We start from the raw sequence: 18,105 nt of genomic DNA on the forward strand, positions 1-18,105 counted from the left end.
GGCTAATAGCTGGTGGCCGTTGGCTTTTTGTTAAGGCGTCTTTGAGAAGCTAACAGCTAGAAAACCTATACCAGGCGGTTGTGCTCGTTGGGGAAGATGACGGTGGGGCGGTGGGCCCGGGCGTCGGCAAAGTCAATCTGGGCGTAGGAAAAGATGATTACCACGTCGCCCAGGGCCACCTGGCGGGCGGCGGGCCCATTGAGGCACAGCGTGCCCGTGCCCCGCTCGCCGCGGATGGTGTAGGTTTCGAACCGGGCCCCGTTGTTGACGTTGACGACCGTTACCTTCTCGTTTTCCACCATGTTGGCCGCGTCCAGCAGGTCCTCGTCAATGGTGACGCTGCCCACGTAGTGCAGCTCGGCCTGCGTGACCGTAACGCGGTGGATTTTGGATTTCATCACCTCGATGTACATCGCCATAAACGGGAAAGCTGGAATTGGACAAAAGGGTAGGATTTGGGGCCGCAAAGGTACGCCGCCGGCCGGCGGGGCCCCTCATTCCCCCGCGCCGCCGTCCACCACCACGTTGTCGATGAGGCGCACGCCGCCCAGGTCGGCGGCCAGGCACAGCACCACGGCCCGGCCGGGGGCGTAGGCGGCCAGCGGCTGCAAGGTGGCCGCATCGGCCACGGCGAAGTACTCCAGCACTATTTCGGGGCCCCGGGCCAGGGCGGCTTCGGCTTCGGCCTGTACCTGGGCGGGCGGCACGGCCTGGCGTACCTGCGCGGCGGCGGCGGCCAGCGCCTGGTGCAGCTGCGGTGCGGCGGCGCGGGCTTCGGGGCCCAGGCGGCGGTTGCGCGAGGACATGGCCAGCCCGTCGGCCTCGCGCACCGTGGGGAAGGCCACGATTTCGAGGTCGAACGACAAGTCGGCCACCAGCTGCCGCACAATGGCCACCTGCTGCCAGTCTTTTTGCCCAAAATAGGCCCGGTGGGGCCGTGCCGCATGGAAGAGCTTGCTCACCACCGTGGCCACCCCGTTGAAGTGGCCCGGCCGCTGGGCCCCCTCCATCACCCGCTCCAGGGCCCCGAAGTCGAAGCGTAGCACCGCCGGCTGGGGGTACATTTCTTCGGCACTGGGCAGGAAGGCGGCGGTGCAGCCGGCGGCGGCCAGCAGGTCGGTATCGGCCTGGAGCAGGCGCGGGTAGAGGCGGTAGTCGTCGGGGTTGTTGAACTGCGTGGGGTTGACGAACACGGTGGCCACCACGGCGTCGCACTCGGCACGGGCGGCGGCCACCAGCTGGAGGTGGCCGGCGTGCAGGGCCCCCATGGTGGGCACCAGGCCCAGGCGCTGGCCGGCGCGGCGCGCGCTTTCGACAAAGGCGCGCAACTCGGCCAAGGTAAAAAATATCTGCATGGAAAAAAGGCCCGTTAGCCGAGCCCTGGGGAGGAGGGGGTTGAATTTCTGCCCAAAATTGTGTAATTTTGTGCGGCCATCGTATGGCCTTTTCATTTTTTCTTTTAAATCCACCTGTATGTCGAAGTTGCGCATCCTTTACGCGGCCACCGAAATTGACCCTTTTCTGAACACGACGAAGGTGGCAGAGCTGCTGCGTCGGCTGCCCGCGGGCATGCAGGAAATGGGTTGTGAGATTCGGATTTTCGTGCCCCGTTTTGGCATCATCAACGAGCGCAAAAACCGGCTGCACGAGGTGGTGCGCCTCTCAGGCATTAACATCGCCGTGGGCGACGACGAGAAGCCGCTGGTCATCAAGGTGGCCTCCATCCCGACGGCCAAGCTGCAGGTGTACTTCATTGACAACGAGGATTACTTCCACCGCAAGTCGGCCCTGGTGGACAAGGACGACCACTTCCACGCTGACAACGACGAGCGCGCCATCTTCTTCTGCAAGGGCGTGCTGGAAACGGTGAAGAAGCTGGGCTGGTCGCCGAACATCGTGCACTGCTCGGACTGGATGACGGGCCTGATCCCGCTCTACCTGAAAACAACTTACAAAAAAGACCCGGTGTTCAAAGATGCCAAGTCGGTGTTTTCGATCTACAACAACGAGTTCCTCGACAAATTCGAGGGCAACATCCTGGAGAAAGCGAAGATGCTCGACATCGACGACCAGATGCTGAACTCGCTGAAAACGGCCGATTTCAGCGGCTTCGTGAAAATCGGCATGGACTACGCCGACACCGTGGTACGCTCCGACGAGGACTTCTCCGACAACCTCAACGGCATGTTCCAGGAGTACGCCTCGCGCAAGACGCTAAGCCAAGTGGCCACCGACGAGAACTTGCATTCTTCTTACCTGGCCCTCTACAACGAGCTGGCTAACTAAGCAGCCAGGGGCCCCGGTCAACCTCTTGGTAAGCTGCAATAACAAAGCAGCGTGTGGCTGCGGCCTTTGTTTTTTTATCTGCTAATTATCAGCTGGTTGCTTGGTAAAGAAGGCGTAATGTTGGGCCCTGGGGGCCCGCCAATACCCAAAAAACAGTAGCTTCGCCTTTCATTGCTTTGCATTGCTCGTGAACTGCGCTGTATTTGTACTTAACGTTAGCTGTTTCCCGCGGCATTCGCTTTGCCTTGCGCAGAGCGTGTAGCGTAAATTTTGCGTCGGCGGCCTGTCCTTTTCCTGGATGGGCCGCCGGCTTTTTTCCTAGGAACCTTTCAATTATTTAACGTTTTACTACTATGTGCGGCATCGTTGCGTACCTGGGCTACCGTCAGGCCTGCCCCATTATCCTCAAGGGCCTGCACCGGCTTGAATACCGCGGCTACGACTCGGCCGGCGTGGCCCTGATGAACGACGGGGAGCTGAACGTGTACAAGAAAAAGGGCAAGGTGGCGGAGCTGGAAAACTACATCGCCGAGAAGGACACCCACGCCCGCGTGGGCATGGGCCACACCCGCTGGGCTACCCACGGCGAGCCCAACGACACCAACGCCCACCCGCACTACTCGACTTCGGAGCGGATTGCCATCATCCACAACGGCATCATCGAGAACTACGCGGCCCTGAAAACCCACTTGCAGCAGCAAGGCCACGAGTTTCATTCGGACACTGACACGGAGGTATTTGTCAACCTGATTGAGGAGATTCAGACTCAAAACCACTGCAACCTGGAGGAAGCTGTGCGCCTGGCCCTGCACGAAGTGGTGGGGGCCTACGCCATCGTGGTGATGAGCCGCGACGCCCCCAACCAGCTCATCGCCGCCCGCAAAGGCTCGCCGATGGTGATTGGCATCGGCGACGGCGAGTTCTTCATCGCTTCCGACGCAACGCCCATCATCGAGTACACCAACGAAGTGGTGTACGTGAACGACTACGAGATTGCCATCATCCGCGACGGGCGGCTGGAGCTACGCAGCAAGGAAGACGTGGAGCAGACACCCTACATCCAGAAGCTGGAAATGGAGCTGGACAGCATCGAGAAGGGCGGCTACGAGCACTTCATGCTGAAGGAGATTTTCGAGCAGCCGCGTTCCATCATGGACTCGATGCGCGGCCGCCTGGAAATGAACGCCGGCCACCTGAACATGGGCGGCTTCCGGGCCTACGAACAGAAATTTGTGAACGCCCAGCGCATCATCATCGTGGCGTGCGGCACCTCCTGGCACGCCGGCCTCGTGGCCGAGTACCTGCTCGAAGACCTGGCCCGCATCCCGGTGGAGGTGGAGTACGCTTCGGAGTTCCGCTACCGCAACCCCGTTATTACGGAACGCGACATCGTGATTGCCATTTCGCAGAGCGGCGAAACGGCCGACACGCTGGCCGCCATCGAGCTGGCCAAGAGCAAGGGCGCCACCATCTTCGGCATCTGCAACGTAGTGGGCAGCAGCATTGCCCGCGCCACCGACGCCGGGGCCTATACCCACGCGGGCCCCGAGATTGGGGTGGCCAGTACCAAGGCATTCACGGCCCAGGTAACGGTGCTGACCCTGTTGGCCATGCTGATGGGCCAGAAGCGCGGCACCCTCACCGACACCAAGCTGCGCGAGCTGATGGTGGAGCTGGACACGATTCCGGCCAAGGTGGAGCAGGCCCTGAAGCTGGACGACGAGATCCGCGGCATCGCCGCCATGTTCTGCGACGTGCCCAACTTCTTGTACCTGGGCCGTGGCTACAACTTCCCGGTGGCGCTGGAAGGGGCCCTCAAACTCAAGGAAATCAGCTACATACACGCTGAAGGCTACCCGGCCGCCGAGATGAAGCACGGCCCCATTGCCCTCATCGACGAGAACATGCCGGTGGTGGTCATCGCCACCCGCGACAGCTCCTACGAGAAGGTGGTGAGCAACATCCAGGAGGTGAAGGCCCGCAAAGGCCGCATCATCGCCGTGGTCACGGAGGGCGACGACGTGATCCGCGGCATGGCCGAGTTCGTCATTGAGGTGCCCTACACCTCGGAGGCCCTGGTGCCGCTCGTGTCGGTCATCCCGCTGCAATTGCTGAGCTACCACATCGCCGTGATGCGCGGCTGCAACGTGGACCAGCCCCGCAACCTGGCCAAGTCGGTGACGGTGGAGTAAAAGGGATGTGAAAATGAGGGGGAATGTGGGGGATGTAAAAATTGATGGATTCTCGTCAATTTTCGCATCCCGACATTCCCCCTCATTTTTACATCTCTCACATTCTTCCCATTTTCACATTTAAGTAATGCCCCACCAAATCATCCTCACTGATCAGGCGCCCGCGCCGATTGGGCCCTACAGCCAGGCCGTGCGCGCCGGCAATACCGTGTACGTGTCGGGCCAGATTCCGCTGGACGCGGCTGGCCAGCTCGTGCCCGGCGACGTGGCCGCCCAGACCCACCAGGTGCTGAAGAACCTAACGGCCGTGCTGGCCGCGGCGGGTTTGCAGCTTACCGACGTGGTGAAGTGCAGCATTTTCGTAAAGGACCTGAGCCACTTCGCCACCATCAACCAGGTGTACGGCACGTACTTCGCCGATGCCACCGCGCCGGCCCGCGAAACCGTGGAAGTGGCCCGCCTGCCGCGCGACGTGGAAGTGGAAATCTCCTGCATCGCCGTGGGCGCATAGGGCCCCCGGCCATACGAAACAGGGCCCCGGGCGCGTTGGGCAACGGATTCATTCTTAACCCTCTCACGCCCTGCTTTCATGAAAGAACTTGGACTCTTACTGCTGCTCGTCGGCCTGATTTCGCTGGTGCTGCCGCTGATTAACCCCAACGTGCAGTACGTTTTTTTGCAGTGGATTAATAACTGGGGGCCCAACGCGGCCTGGGCCATCCGGGGCGGCATCACGCTGCTGGGCCTCGTACTGTGGCGCGTGGGCGGCCGGCGCGGCTAGCCGGCGTGGATGCAAACCATTGGTAGCCAAGTCCACGATTTGCATAACTATTGTCGGCGCGAGAAAAATCTCATGGCCTTGCCCTGGCAGCTCCAGTAGCTGGGCCGCCACGTGGTGCTTTCGGAGCGCGGCCACGTACCGCCGGCTGTATGCGGGCAGGGCCAATGGGTCGACCAACCCCGTAACGACCCGCACGGGCAAGCCAGGCCGCACCTGGCCTGCCATGTCCTGTGGCGAGAGGAGGGGCACCGGTAGCCACCACAAGGGGTTGAGCTGCTGCCAAGACATGTGCCGACGGAAAGCTGGCACGTCGCACGGACAAGCCACCAGCAGGGCCCCATCGACCAGTAAAGGGTAGCGGCCCAGCACCGCCCCTGCCAGTACGGCTCCGCCCGAATGCCCGACCAAAATCACTTGGCGGGCATGGTAGCGTCGGCGCAGCGCTTTCACGGTTGCGGCCACCGCCTCCACGGCAGCGGGAGTATAGTTGTCACCGATGGTCAGGCCGCGGGTGCCAGGCGAGTGGTGCCCAGCCGGGTCGGCATAGCCCGGTCGCAGCAGGCCCACCGCCACTACGTCGGGCGCGGCCTGGGCCACCTGCTGGGCCAGCCAGTATTGGTAGCTCGGCCGGTGCAAGGGCGCATCGCCATGCAGCACAACGACCAACACGGGCGTGGCCGTGCGGTGAGCGCTGCCGTAGGCTTGGCCATAAAGCAGCACCGACGGAGGGGCTGGCCACCAGGATTGGGCCCAGGGCCAAGCCAGTCCGCCCACCACGAATAAAAATACCAGGCCCGTCCGCTGCCAGTTTCTGTTTTTCATACTCGCAAAGAAGGGAACACGCCGGCTCTCTCAGCCGGTGGCTGGCACCTTGGTGGACCCGGCGCGGCTAGCCGGTGCCCCCGGCCTTACCTTTGCGGCGCGTTCCGGCTTTGGCGGAACGCGCTTTTTTTAGTGATATGACCGAGAGAAACGTTCGGGTGCGCTTCGCGCCTTCGCCCACGGGGCCCCTGCACATCGGCGGCGTGCGCACCGCTTTGTACAACTACTTGCTGGCCCGCAAGCTGGGCGGCACCATGATTCTGCGCATTGAGGACACCGACCAGAACCGCTTCGTGCCCGGCGCCGAGCAGTACATCCTGGAAGCCCTGGCCTGGTGCGGCATTGTCATTGACGAGGGCGTGGGCGTCGGGGGCCCCCACGCGCCCTACAAGCAGAGCGAGCGCAAGCCCATGTACCGCCAGTACGCCGACCAGCTCATCGCCGACGGCTTTGCCTACTACGCCTTCGACACGCCCGAGGAGCTGGACGCCATGCGCGCCCGCTTGCAGGCCGCCAAGGTTCCCAACCCGCAGTACAACAGCATCACGCGCACCCAGATGCGCAACTCGCTGACCCTGCCCGAGGACGAAACCCAGGCCCTGCTCGACGCCGGCACGGCCTACGTCATTCGCCTGAAAGTGCCCCGCAAGGAGGAAATCCGCTTCCAGGACATGATCCGCGGGTGGGTGGTGGTGCACTCCAGCGCCGTGGACGACAAGGTGCTGATGAAGTCGGACGGGATGCCGACCTACCACCTGGCCAACATCGTGGACGACCACCTGATGGACATTTCGCACGTCATCAGGGGCGAAGAGTGGCTGCCCTCGGCGCCGCTGCACGTGCTGCTGTACCGCTACCTGGGTTGGGAAAGCACCATGCCGCAGTTTGCCCACTTGCCGCTGCTGCTCAAGCCCGACGGCACGGGCAAGCTCAGCAAGCGCGACGGCGACCGCCTGGGCTTCCCGGTGTTCCCGCTGGAGTGGCACGGCATCGACGGCGAAACCGGCGAGCCCACCGTCAGCCGCGGCTACCGCGAAGACGGCTACCTGCCCGAGGCGCTGGTGAACTTCCTGGCCTTTTTGGGCTGGAACCCGGGCACGGCGCAGGAAATTTTCTCGATGGACGAGCTGATCGAAGCCTTCGCCATCGACCGCGTGAGCAAGTCGCCGGCCAAGTTCGACCAGAACAAGGCCAAGTGGTACAACGAGCACTACCTGCGCGCCAAGCCCAACGCCGAGCTGGCGCCCTACCTGCTGGAGGCCCTGGCCGCCCACGGCCTGAGCTGCACCCCCGAAAAAGCCGCGCAAATCGTGGGCGTGATGAAGGAGCGCGTGAGCTTCCCGCAGGATTTCTGGCAGGAGGCCAAGTACTTTTTTGACGCCCCGATGGAGTACGACGCCACAGTGGTGGCCAAGAAGTGGACCCCCCAGGTGGCCGATGCCCTCGCCGCCTACGCCGACGCGTTGCCTGGGGCCCCCATCGCCTCGGCTGAGGGCCTCAAAAACCTCTTCAACCAGACCGTGGAGGCCCAGGGCCTCAAGCCCGGCCAGGTGTTGCAAGCCCTGCGCGTGGCCGTAACCGGCGCCGCCGCCGGCCCCGACCTGTTCGAAACCCTCGTCATCCTCGGTACCGACGAGGTAGCCGGCCGCCTGCACACCGCTGTGGAGCGCCTGGGGGCCCCGGCCGCGTAGGTTTAGATAACCCTTGCCCAAGGCCGCTCCGTATGCACTACGGCGCGGCCTTTTTGCTTGGCAACGGGCCCCGTGCTGCCCATTTCCCGCTCCTCACTTCCGACCCTCATGGCCAAGAAACCCGTCAAGCCCAAAAAAGTGGCCCCCGACCCCGACAAAAAAGCCCGCGTGCACAAGGAGCTGGAGGGCTTCGAAATTGGGGTGAACCCGCTGGGCGAAATCACCTCCAACTACAGCATCGAGCAGATTAACCAGTTTCTGGGCCGCCACGTGCGCGACAAGAAGCTGGTGGACCGCGCCGGGCAATTCGGCGAGAAAACCGAGGACGACGAGGACTTGGCCCCTGAGCCCGAAGAAACTGACGAAGACTTCATGAAGCGCACCAGCCGCGAGGCCAAACGCAAAAAATCCGTGGGCGACGACGCGGCCGAAGCCGCCGAAACCCGCGGCGAGCTGCCCGCCACCGACGAATAGGGCCCCGGGGCGTGACCTTTCTGGTAGCAAGCTGGCTATCAAAGCCGTCGTGCTGAACGCAGTGGAGCATGTCTTCCACGCAAGTAATTCTATTTACTGCTGCGGGCGAGATGCTTCACTGCGTTCGGCATGACCGTGCATTTCTTGCGCCTATTGGATAGGCCCCTATTGCACGGGGCGGGCTTCAACGAGTTGGCCGTTTTTGTAGATTTCGGTGGTGGTGAGGCGGCCGCTCTGGTACACGTCGGTGGCGGTGTGGCTGCCGTTGGTGTAGGTTTCGACGGCCCGCACCTGGCCAGTTTCCGTGTAGCGCGTCCAGGGCCCAAACCAGTAGAAACGGGCTCCTTTGGCACCGGTCAGCCACTGGGCCTTGCCGCGGCGCTCCACCTGGCCGCCCGGGTACCAGTACGTGACCTCGCAAAAGCCCTCGCGGCCGTAGCGCTCGGTTTGGGCCAGGGCCCCGGTGGGCCCGTAGTAACGGAACGTGCCCACGGGCCGGCCGTGGCGGTAGCGCCCCGCCGTGAACGGCTGGGTGCGGGCGGCCTCATCGTAGTAGGTGCGCCAGCGGCCTTGGCTGCGGCCGTGGCGGTCGGTGCGGTTGGCGGCGGGGCGGTTACTGGCGCAGGCCCCGCACAATAATAAACTCAGCAAGAGTAAGCTACGGCAAGGCATGGGCAGGTCAATTGGCGGGAAAGTAACGACGGCAAAATACAACTAATTTTTTAGTTGAAACGCACCAAGGGCGGAAATTATTGCGCCGCCGGGGCCCTGGCGCCGGGCGGGGCGGGCGGTTACCTTTGCCGCCGGCCGCGCACCAGCCGGCCCCCGCCGCCATGCACTCGCACGACGTAGACTACCGCATCCTGGGCACCGACATCCAGGTGCTGGAAATTGAGCTGGACCCCAACGAAACCGTGGTGGCCGAAGCCGGCGCCATGGTGTACATGGAGGAAGCCATTGCCTTCGAAACCAAAATGGGTGACGGCTCCGAGCCCGACCAGGGCGTGCTAAGCAAGCTGTTCTCGGCCGGCACGCGGCTGCTCACCGGCGAGTCGCTGTTTCTCACGCACTTCACGCACCGCGGCAGCTACGGCAAGAGCAAAGTGGCGTTTTCGGCGCCGTACCCGGGCACCATCATCCCGCTCGATTTAGGCACCCTGCCCCAGGGCCTCATCGTGCAGAAGGACGGCTTCTTGGCCGCTGCCAAGGGCACCAAGATGAGCCTGCACTTCAACCAGAAATTTGGCTCCGGCCTGTTCGGCGGCGAGGGCTTCATCCTCCAAAAGCTCACCGGCGATGGTAAAGCCTTCGTGCACGCGGGCGGCACCATCATCGAAAAGCGGCTGAACAACGAGCTGCTGCGCGTGGACACCGGCTGCGTGGTGGCCTTCGAGCCCAGCTTGGACTTCAGCGTGGCCCGCGCCGGGGGCCTGAAATCGATGATTTTTGGGGGCGAGGGACTGCTATTGGCCACGCTGCGCGGCACCGGCCGCGTGTGGCTGCAATCCATGCCCGTCAAAAAGCTCATTCAGGCGCTGGCCCCCAGTGGCGGCAACGCCCGCAAGGAAAGCGGCAGCGTGCTGGGGGGCCTGGTGGGCGGCTTGTTGGACGAGTAGCGCCGGGGCTGGGGCCCCACCGGGCCGGCTAGCGGGGCTGCTCGAACGACGACGGCCGGTCGGCCAACTCGTTGCTACGAATCGATTGCGCCAGCAGCACGCCGACTACGCCCACCACCACAGCTATTGTAGCAGCTAATACCCACAAAAAACGGCGGTTTTCGAGGCCATCGGCAGGGCGGTTGCGCTGGGCGGCCTGGCGCCAGCGGCGCGAATCGCGGGGGGGACGGGGAGGGGAGAGGGTGGGCAAGGGAAGATAGGATAAGAAGTAGAGTAACCGAACTAGGCACCGGTTGTCAGAAAGACAACAGAATCATAAAAATAAATCCCGGAAATATCCATTAGCGTAACAGCTGTTAGGCAATTACTTACGAACAAATATATAGCCCGGATTGCATCGCTGCAAACTGTGCTCCGTCCTACGCCGGGGCCCCGGCGGCCACGGCCAGCACCTGCTCCAGCACGGCCCGCGAGTTCAGCAAGCGGGGTACTTTGTGCTGGCCGCCGAGCTTCCCCTGGCCCGCCAGCCAGCGCGCAAACGTGCCCGGGGGCAGTACCCGCAGCAAGGGCGGGGCCAGGGCCAGGTCACGGTGGCGCTTGGCGTCGTAGTCGGAATTGACGCGGCGCAGCGTGGCGTCGAGCACGGCCACGAAGCGGGCGGCGTCGGGGGCGGGGGCCCCGGGGGCCAGCTCCACGGCCCACTCGTGGCCGCCGCTTTGCACCTGCCCACCGGGCCCCGCGGCGAAGTACACCGGCGCCGCCGTGAAGTCGTGCACGCGGCAGCCGGTGGCGTGGCTGGCGGCGGCCACGGCGGCCTCGGCGTTCTCAATCACCACCTCCTCGCCAAAGGCGTTGAGGAAGTGCTTGGTGCGCCCCGTAATGCGCAGCCGGTAGGGCCCTAGGCTGGTGAAGCGCACGGTATCGCCCACTACGTAGCGCCACAGACCAGCGTTGGTGCTGATAACCAGGGCGTAGGGCTGGCCCAGTACCACCTCGTGCAGCGGCACGGGCCGGGGGTCGGGCGCGTCCCACTGGGCGGCGGGCAGGAACTCGTAGTAGATGCCGTGGTCGAGCAGCAGCAGCAGGTCTTCGCTGTAGGGCTGGTCTTGCAGGGCGAAGTAGCCCTCGGTGGCGTTATAGATTTCCAAATACTGCATCTGGGGCCCCGGGATGAGCTGCCGGAACAGCTCGCGGTAGGGCCCAAACGCCACCGCCCCGTGCAGAAACAACCCCAGGTGCGGCCACACCTGGGTGATGTCGGCGGCCCCGGCCAGCTCCACCACGCGGCGCAGCAGCAGCAGCATCCAAGTGGGCACGCCGGCCAGCACGCGCACGTCTTGCCGCAAAGCGTGCCGGGCGATGCGCTCCACCTTGTCGTGCCACTCGCCGAGCAGGGCCAGCGGCAGGGGCGGGGTGCGCAGGCTTTCGGCCCAGGCTGGCAGCTGCTGCATAATCAGCGCCGACACGTCGCCGACCCGCGAGGCCGGCTCCTGGGGCCGGAACGGGTTGGGGGCGTGCGTGCCACCCAGCGAGAGCGTGCGCCCAGCCAGCAGCCGGTGCCGCGGGTAGAGAAAAGTGCTGAGGGCCAGCATGTCGCGCCCGGCGCGGTAGTGGCCCTGGCGCAGGCTCTCGGGCGTCACGGGCACGAACTTGCTGCGGGCGTTGGTGGTGCCGCTGCTCTGGGCAAACCACTGCGGGCGGCCGGGCCACAGCACGTCGGGGGCCCCGCGCAGCACGCGTTCCAGCGCCGGGTACAGCTGCTCGTAGGTGCTCACCGGCACGCGCCGGGCAAACTCGGCTGCCCCGGGGCCCTCGGCAAAGCCGTAGCGCCGGCCCCACTCGGTGCCTTGGGCGCGGCGCAGCAGCTCGCGCAGCACGCGCGCCTGCACGGCGTGCGGCTCGGCCCGCACCCGCGCCAACCGGGGGCGGCTCTCAAGCTGCACGGCGGCGGACAGGAGCTGGTCGAGCACGGGGTTTATTTAATGTGGGGAATGTGAGAAGGTGGAGATGTGGGGGCCACTGTGTCTAAGTGCTATGAGCCACTTGATAAATCACCAAGCAGTCATGCAGAGCGCAGCCGAAGCATCTCTACTGCGCCACTAATTATGGAGTTTCTGCTGCGGGAAAGGTGCTTCGCTGCGCTCTGCATGACCGCCTGAGTGCCCTGGATTTCCCACATCTTCATATTTCCACATTCTTCACATTTAAAAAGAAATCACACGTTGCGCTTGAGCTCGAAATTTTTGCCCAGGTACACGCGGCGCACGGTTTCGTCGCCGGCCAGGTCTTCGGCGGTGCCGGCTTTGAGGAGCTTGCCTTCGAAGAGCAGGTAGGCGCGGTCCACGATGCTGAGGGTCGAGTTCACGTCGTGGTCGGTGATGAGCACGCCGATGTTGCGGTGCTTGAGCTTGGAGACGATGCCCTGGATTTCCTCGGTGGCGATGGGGTCGACGCCCGCAAAGGGCTCGTCGAGCAGCACAAACTTGGGGTCGACGGCCAGGGCCCGGGCAATTTCGGTGCGCCGCCGCTCGCCGCCGCTCAGCACCTTGCCCAGGTTTTTGCGCACGTGGGTGAGGCTGAACTCGTTGAGGAGCTCCTCCACCTTGTCGAGGCGCGCTTTTTTGGGCATGTCGGTCATTTCCAGCACCGCCAGGATGTTTTCCTCCACGCTCAGGTCGCGGAACACGCTGGCCTCCTGGGCCAGGTAGCCCACCCCGAGCCGGGCCCGCTGGTAGATGGGCATGTTGGTAATCTCCGTGTTATCCAGGAAGATGCGGCCGCCGTTGGGCTTCACCATGCCCACCATCATGTAGAAGCAGGTGGTTTTGCCGGCACCGTTGGGCCCCAGCAGCCCCACAATTTCCCCCTGCTCCACGGTCACGCTCATGTCGTTGACGACGGTGCGGGCCTTGTATTTTTTGACGAGGTGGTCGGCGCGGAGAATCATGCCCGCAAAGGTCGGCCACAGCCGCCGAAAGGAACCGGCCGGCATTTGCGCTAATTTTGCTGGGGCCCCCGGGCCCGCCGTAATTTCTACCCTTTGCTGATGTCTGATACTTTCCCGCCACTGGCGGCTAATGCCACCCGGCTGCGGGTGGCGCAGGGGCTGGTGCTGCTCTTCCACGCCACGGGGCTGGTGGGGCTACTGTTCTCGCACGACCCCGGGTTTTACCTCCGCTTCACGCCCCTTACCTTGCTGCTGAGCGCGGCGCTGCTGCTGGCGTTTCAGCCGGAGCGCAACGCGTCGTTCTGGCAATTTTGCCTCACTGTGGGCCTGCTGGGCTTCGCGGCCGAAGTGGTGGGCGTGCACACGGGCAAGCTGTTTGGCAACTACGCCTACGGCGACACGCTGGGGCCCAAGTGGCTCGACGTGCCCCCGCTCATGGGGCTCAACTGGGTGCTGATGACCTACTTGGCCGGCGTGCTGGCCCACCGCCTGCCCCTGGGCGAGCTGGGCCGCACCCTGGTGGCGGCTGGGCTAATGGTAGGCTTCGACCTGTGCCTGGAGCTGCCCGCCGGCCGCTACGACTTCTGGCACTGGACGGCGGGCGTCATCCCGTTCCGCAACTTCCGCGACTGGTTCATCCTCGCCTGCCTGGCCCAGATGCTGTTCAACCGCGCCCGCTTCGCGAAAAGCAATGCCCTGGCGCCGCTGCTCTACGCGGTGCAGCTGCTGTTTTTCTTCGCCCTCGAATGGCTGGGCCCCGGCAAATAACTGCCGGTGGTAGCTGGCTGGGGCTGCCGGCTTTTCGCCGGCTATCCAGTAATCTATGCTTCGTTGAGCCGCTGCCCAGCACCCGTTACGGCCCTTTCAATCCAGATTAACGACTACCGGGCAGCCGGCGAAAAGCCGGCAGCCCGGGCCAGCTACTACCGGCACCTCCGGGGCCCCCGCCGCGTTAATAAAAATGTATGAAGAACATTCTTTTTTTCGGCGACAGCCTCACCGCCGGCTACGGCCTGCCCGCGGCCGCCAGCTTCCCCGCCCTCGTTCAGCAAAAAATAGACGCGGCGCACCTGCCCTATAAAGCCCTTAATTACGGTGTGAGCGGCGACACCAGCGCCGGCGGGCGCGCCCGCCTGGCCGCCACGCTGGCCCGCCAGCCCGCCGACGTGTTTGTGCTGGCCCTGGGCGCCAACGACGGCATCCGGAGCGTGCCCGTGCCCGACACCAGCGCCAACTTGCAGGCCATTTTGCAAGCTGTGCGGCAGCAGTTTCCGGCGGCGCAGCTGGTGGTGGCCGGGCTGGAATTCCCCTTCAATATCAGCCCGCTGGGCAACCACCGGTTGGTGCGCTACGCCGCCGAGTTCAAGGCCCTGTTCCGGCCGCTGGCCCAGCAGTTTGGGGCGGCTTTCGTGCCCTTTCTGCTCGAAGGTGTGCTGGGCCACCGCGACCTGAACCTGGCCGACGGCGTGCACCCGAACGCGGCCGGCCAGCAAATCCTAGCCGACAACGTGTGGGCCGTGCTGGGGCCCCTGCTGGAAGCCGCGGAGCGGGCCTGAGCGCCGGTTGAATGCGTTGATCCGAACCAGGGGCCAGCCTTGAAAAGCAGGCTGGGGCGCGCGCGAAAACCTTCGAACCAAGCGGCCAACTAAGTCACACAAAGCCCGTTATAGGGGCCTCAACCCAATTTATGGAACCCGAGCCGCGCAAATTACCCCTTCGTTTTTACGAAATTGACTTACTACGCTTCCTGGCCGCGCTGAGCGTGGTGCTGTACCACTACACGTACCGGGGCTACATGGCCGACCACTACAGCCCGGTGCCGTTCGTGGGCATCGGGCGCGTCACCAAGTACGGGTACCTGGGCGTCGAACTGTTCTTCATCATCAGCGGCTACGTGGTGCTGCTCAGCGCCCAGGGCAAAACGGTGCGGCAGTTTTTTCTCTCCCGCGTCACGCGCCTGTACCCGGCATTTTGGGCGGCCTGCACGCTCACGTTTCTGGTCGAGCGCCTGTGGGGCCCCAGCGCAGCCGGGGCCCCGGTGGCCGCCGGCCTGCACCCCACCGCGGGCCAGTACCTGGCCAATATGACGATGCTGCACGGCTTCTTCGGGGCCCCCGACCTCGACACGGCCTACTGGACGCTGACGATTGAAATTGCCTTCTACTTCGTTGTCTCCCTGCTGATTGCCTTTCGGCTCCTGCGCCACCTCGACCTGGTGCTGCTGCTGTGGCTGCTGTACGTGGACCTGGCCGGGGCTGCGCCCGTGGCCAGCCCGTTCGCGTACTTGTTCTTCCCGCAGTACGCCCCGTACTTCATCGCGGGCATGCTGTTCTTCCGGTTGCAGCAGCCCCAGGGCCGCACTTGGCTGCGCTACGTGCTGCTGGCGGTGGCCTTCCTGCTGGCGCTCCGCAGCAGCGTGGCGCGCGCCGGCGACGTGGCGGCGTACTTCCACGACCCGACGGCCTGGCAAGTGGGCGTGGGGGCCGTGGCGGCGTTCTTCTTGATCTTCTACCTGGTGGCCTTCCGCAAAATCAGCCTCGGCCGCTTCCCCTGGCTGGCCCGGCTGGGGGCCCTCACGTACCCGCTCTACCTCATCCACGGCAACATTGGCTTCGTGGCGTTTCACCGCCTCGGCCCGTTCGTCAACAAATACGCGCTGCTGGGCGGGGCCCTGGCCGGGGCCCTAGCGGCGGCCTACGCCATCCACACGCTGGTCGAAAAACGCCTCAGCAAGCAGCTGGGAACCCACGTGAACGCCTGGCTGACGCGCCTCGACCAAGGCGCTGAAGAAACAATTCTCAGCAAGCCCGCGGAACGCCTGAGCACGGCCAGCCAACCCCCCGCGTCCCCGCGCGCCGCGCGCTGAAACGGGCGGCGCGCGGGTAGGCCCCGCTTGAGTCCCTGCTGTGAGGGAAACCGGCTAGGGCTGCGGGGCTTTCGAAACGTAGAGCACGCCGTTCTGCTCGCCGCAAAAAGCAAAGTTTTCCCGGCGGCCGCAAAGCGCGGCCGAGGCCGCCACGTACAGCCGCGACTTGGCGTCGAAGTACAAGCTCGTGATTTGGTGGTCTTTGGGCAAGCGCAGTTGGCGGCCCGCAGAAGATTTGACGCCCACCGTTTCGACGTAGTTGCTGGAAGAGCTTGGGCTGGTTGGCGTCAACAAAAGGTCGACGCTATACTCCGTGCCCGACAGCGCCGCGGCGCGGTTGCGGGCCACCCGGAGGTCAGAACCGCTGCGTCTCCAGTCGTGGTACGGCCTCCAGGTGAGCCCCTGGTCGAGGCTGAAATAGTTTGGACCAACGGCGTAGGCGGCCCCATCGGGCGCGCCTAGGGTTTCGGCCGATAAACTTATGAGCGAGTCTTGGCGCTGGGCGAAGCCAACTACTTTAAGGTTATTCTTGTAATCCCCTTTTTTCCACGTCTTGCCGCGGTCGGTAGTTTGGTAAACGGCGTAGCCCGTTGTGATAACCAGCGTCCCGTCGAGGTCGCCGGCAACCGCTTCGACGGCCCGGTCGTCGGGGGCCCTTAGCGCGTACCAGTCGGCGTATTCCGGCTGCACAGGGTCTGGAGAATCTTTGCGGCACGCGGCGAGGGTCAGGAGCAGCGCACTGGCTAGTAGCAGGGTTTTCATAGCTGGGCAGGGCAAGGTGGAAGAGCTGGCTGTGAAGATAGTATGAGCTGTTGGTAAGGTGCCGGCTGGGTCGCCGTTACCGCTCGCGGCAGCAACTTGGGCACGCGGAGTCCTGAGGAGAAACCGTCAGGGTTGCACCGGGCCCCCGTGGGGGCCGGGTTAGATTTGGCTTTACTTTGTGCGGCCTGAATTGGGCCTCTGTTGAGTGGGGCGCTGCTGGAAAATTAACCGCTTAATCAACGACGGTAGCCTTAGGCCGGGCCCGCCATTCGGCCCACAGGCCCAGCAGTAGCTCGGTGGCCAGCACCAGCACAGCAAACGGTAGGAGCCACGCCACCCGGGCTTGCAGGCGGTCGTACACGTTGGCCACGGCCCCGGTCGCGAAAGCGTTGGACACCAAGGCCGTGCCCACCAATGCCAGCCAGGATGCCGCGCCGGGCCCCAGCCGCCACCGCACCGCGCGGCTAGCCAGGCCGCTCAGGCCGGCCACCACCGCTAGCAGGTAAGCCAGCCCGGCCCGCTCGTTAATCCCGCCAAAACCAAGCTGCCCGTAGCTCTGCATCGACGACAGGTAGGCCTTCAATTCGTAGGGGTAGCTGCGCATGGGCCAGTAGGGGGAGGTGTTTTCGCGGTACGGGATGAGGCCGTCGCCTAAGCTCACGTGCGTGAGTTGGCGCAGCGTGGCCTGTACGGCCGTCCAGGCCAGGGCGGGGTAGTAGCGCGGCGAGCGCAACACGCGGCCAATGATGTAGCTGTACTCGTCGCGGGTGGCTTCCATACCGCCCGCCAGTAGCATGGGCGTATCGGTTTTCCACATGAAGCCCATCGCGTCGTCGGGCAGCTTGCTGCGGTATTTGCACAGGCTGTAGTTGTTGGGGCCATTGCATTCGCGGTCGAGGAACCGCTCCAGTACCCCCGACTCGTTGAGGCGGGCCATCAGGAAGGCCGGCGAAGCCCGCACGATGGTGAAGCCCCCGCCTAGCGCGGCATGCAGCGCGGGCAGCGCCACCCAGCCCGTCAGCGTCACGGCCAGGACTAGGGCCCAACGGCGCGGCCGCAGCCGCGCGGGGCCCACCACCGGGGCCCGCCACGCAACCAGGCCCGTTACTATTACTATTAAATTGAAAGAGAGCAGATTGGATGAGTGCACCAGCTCCGCTAGGAAGGCCACCGCCAGCCAACCTGCCTGCTCTCGGCCGCTGCGGCACCGGCCCAGCAGCACCAGCCCCAGCGCCAGCACCCCGATGGCCGTAAAGATGTCGGGCATCAATTGGGAGCTGAACCACGACACGCCCGTGGCCCAAACCACTAACACCAGCAGGGCCAGGCGGCCCGCCGGGTGCGCCAGCCGCGGCGCAAACTCCCGAACGTAGCGCAGCAGCAACCCTCCCAGCAGCAGGCACTGCGCAAACACCGCGCACCACAGCGACCACCCCCACAAGCTAGTGGCCCGGATGAATAAACCGTAGGTAACGGGCCGGTCAATGGGCACGGTCAGGTCCAAGGAACTGACGAGGTAAGTGCCCGTGTCGGACGTAACCAGCGGAAACCCGTTGTAGAGCGCCGCCTGCAACAGCACCAAGCCGGCTAGCAGTGGCCACATCGCCCTGGTCCAAAAAGTAGAACTAAGCATGATTTACTTTTTATGCAATCAATTGATTAATAATA

Annotated in this window: 18 protein-coding genes; 9 read left to right on the forward strand and 9 right to left on the reverse strand. The window is 64.2% G+C overall.

Going from position 1 to position 18,105, the window contains the following annotated elements:
• Positions 1-65: 65 nt before the first annotated feature.
• Both panD and panC read right to left on the reverse strand, forming a co-directional pair.
• Positions 66-413, reverse strand: a complete 348-nt coding sequence (panD, locus tag AXW84_RS21300; RefSeq protein WP_068238138.1) for an aspartate 1-decarboxylase — start codon at positions 411-413, stop codon at positions 66-68.
• 81 nt (positions 414-494) lie between these two features.
• Entirely contained in the window at positions 495-1,355 is an 861-nt protein-coding gene (gene panC, locus AXW84_RS21305) for a pantoate--beta-alanine ligase (RefSeq protein ID WP_068238140.1), read from the reverse strand.
• Between the two features lie 118 nt (positions 1,356-1,473).
• On the opposite strand from panC, the gene AXW84_RS21310 reads away from it, so the two are divergent.
• The 3 genes from AXW84_RS21310 (at position 1,474) to AXW84_RS21320 (ending at position 4,989) form a co-directional block, all read left to right on the forward strand.
• On the forward strand, positions 1,474-2,286 hold the full coding sequence (locus AXW84_RS21310) for a glycogen/starch synthase (RefSeq protein ID WP_068238142.1): 813 nt from the start codon (positions 1,474-1,476) through the stop codon (positions 2,284-2,286).
• 353 nt (positions 2,287-2,639) lie between these two features.
• Positions 2,640-4,478: a glutamine--fructose-6-phosphate transaminase (isomerizing) gene (gene glmS / locus AXW84_RS21315; RefSeq protein ID WP_068238144.1), complete on the forward strand. Its 1,839-nt coding sequence runs from the start codon at positions 2,640-2,642 to the stop codon at positions 4,476-4,478.
• Positions 4,479-4,605: 127 nt separating this feature from the next.
• Positions 4,606-4,989 (forward strand): RidA family protein, encoded by a 384-nt coding sequence (locus tag AXW84_RS21320; RefSeq protein WP_068238151.1) that lies wholly within the window; start codon positions 4,606-4,608, stop codon positions 4,987-4,989.
• Between the two features lie 96 nt (positions 4,990-5,085).
• On the opposite strand, the gene AXW84_RS25265 is transcribed toward AXW84_RS21320, so the two are convergent.
• Positions 5,086-6,081 (reverse strand): alpha/beta hydrolase family protein, encoded by a 996-nt coding sequence (locus AXW84_RS25265; protein WP_157887174.1) that lies wholly within the window; start codon positions 6,079-6,081, stop codon positions 5,086-5,088.
• Between the two features lie 137 nt (positions 6,082-6,218).
• On the opposite strand from AXW84_RS25265, the gene gltX reads away from it, so the two are divergent.
• Positions 6,219-7,772 carry a glutamate--tRNA ligase gene (gene gltX, locus AXW84_RS21335; RefSeq protein ID WP_068238158.1) on the forward strand — a complete coding sequence of 518 codons (1,554 nt, stop codon included), beginning with the start codon at positions 6,219-6,221 and terminating at the stop codon, positions 7,770-7,772.
• 108 nt (positions 7,773-7,880) lie between these two features.
• Entirely contained in the window at positions 7,881-8,246 is a 366-nt protein-coding gene (locus tag AXW84_RS21340; protein WP_068238164.1) for a hypothetical protein, read from the forward strand.
• Between the two features lie 165 nt (positions 8,247-8,411).
• On the opposite strand, the gene AXW84_RS21345 is transcribed toward AXW84_RS21340, so the two are convergent.
• Positions 8,412-8,897: a toxin-antitoxin system YwqK family antitoxin gene (locus tag AXW84_RS21345; protein ID WP_157887175.1), complete on the reverse strand. Its 486-nt coding sequence runs from the start codon at positions 8,895-8,897 to the stop codon at positions 8,412-8,414.
• Positions 8,898-9,079: 182 nt separating this feature from the next.
• On the opposite strand from AXW84_RS21345, the gene AXW84_RS21350 reads away from it, so the two are divergent.
• Complete coding sequence (locus AXW84_RS21350) at positions 9,080-9,862, forward strand: TIGR00266 family protein (RefSeq protein ID WP_068239902.1); 783 nt, start codon at positions 9,080-9,082, stop codon at positions 9,860-9,862.
• 28 nt (positions 9,863-9,890) lie between these two features.
• On the opposite strand, the gene AXW84_RS21355 is transcribed toward AXW84_RS21350, so the two are convergent.
• The 3 genes from AXW84_RS21355 to lptB form a co-directional block, all read right to left on the reverse strand.
• On the reverse strand, positions 9,891-10,112 hold the full coding sequence (locus AXW84_RS21355; protein ID WP_068238170.1) for a hypothetical protein: 222 nt from the start codon (positions 10,110-10,112) through the stop codon (positions 9,891-9,893).
• Positions 10,113-10,281: 169 nt separating this feature from the next.
• The gene (locus tag AXW84_RS21360; protein ID WP_071892400.1) at positions 10,282-11,832 is read right to left on the reverse strand and encodes a GH3 auxin-responsive promoter family protein; all 1,551 of its coding nucleotides are present in this window, start codon (positions 11,830-11,832) and stop codon (positions 10,282-10,284) included.
• A 245-nt stretch (positions 11,833-12,077) separates the two neighbouring features.
• Complete coding sequence (lptB, locus tag AXW84_RS21365; protein ID WP_068238174.1) at positions 12,078-12,809, reverse strand: LPS export ABC transporter ATP-binding protein; 732 nt, start codon at positions 12,807-12,809, stop codon at positions 12,078-12,080.
• 99 nt (positions 12,810-12,908) lie between these two features.
• Between lptB and AXW84_RS21370 the strand changes: the two genes are divergently transcribed.
• The 3 genes from AXW84_RS21370 to AXW84_RS21380 all read left to right on the forward strand — a co-directional run bounded on the left by AXW84_RS21370 (position 12,909) and on the right by AXW84_RS21380 (position 15,675).
• On the forward strand, positions 12,909-13,577 hold the full coding sequence (locus tag AXW84_RS21370; protein WP_068238179.1) for a carotenoid biosynthesis protein: 669 nt from the start codon (positions 12,909-12,911) through the stop codon (positions 13,575-13,577).
• 197 nt (positions 13,578-13,774) lie between these two features.
• A complete protein-coding gene (locus tag AXW84_RS21375; RefSeq protein WP_068238182.1) occupies positions 13,775-14,365 on the forward strand; it encodes an arylesterase in 591 nt (196 codons plus the stop codon).
• A gap of 131 nt (positions 14,366-14,496) precedes the next feature.
• Positions 14,497-15,675 (forward strand): acyltransferase family protein, encoded by a 1,179-nt coding sequence (locus tag AXW84_RS21380; protein ID WP_068238185.1) that lies wholly within the window; start codon positions 14,497-14,499, stop codon positions 15,673-15,675.
• Between the two features lie 54 nt (positions 15,676-15,729).
• On the opposite strand, the gene AXW84_RS21385 is transcribed toward AXW84_RS21380, so the two are convergent.
• Together AXW84_RS21385 and AXW84_RS21390 are read right to left on the reverse strand one after the other, a co-directional pair.
• A complete protein-coding gene (locus AXW84_RS21385) occupies positions 15,730-16,437 on the reverse strand; it encodes a hypothetical protein (RefSeq protein ID WP_068238188.1) in 708 nt (235 codons plus the stop codon).
• 232 nt (positions 16,438-16,669) lie between these two features.
• Positions 16,670-18,040, reverse strand: a complete 1,371-nt coding sequence (locus AXW84_RS21390; RefSeq protein WP_068238190.1) for a hypothetical protein — start codon at positions 18,038-18,040, stop codon at positions 16,670-16,672.
• Positions 18,041-18,105: the final 65 nt, after the last annotated feature.

Origin of the sequence: Hymenobacter sp. PAMC 26628, assembly GCF_001562275.1 — a bacterium.
Classification (GTDB): Bacteria; Bacteroidota; Bacteroidia; order Cytophagales; family Hymenobacteraceae; genus Hymenobacter.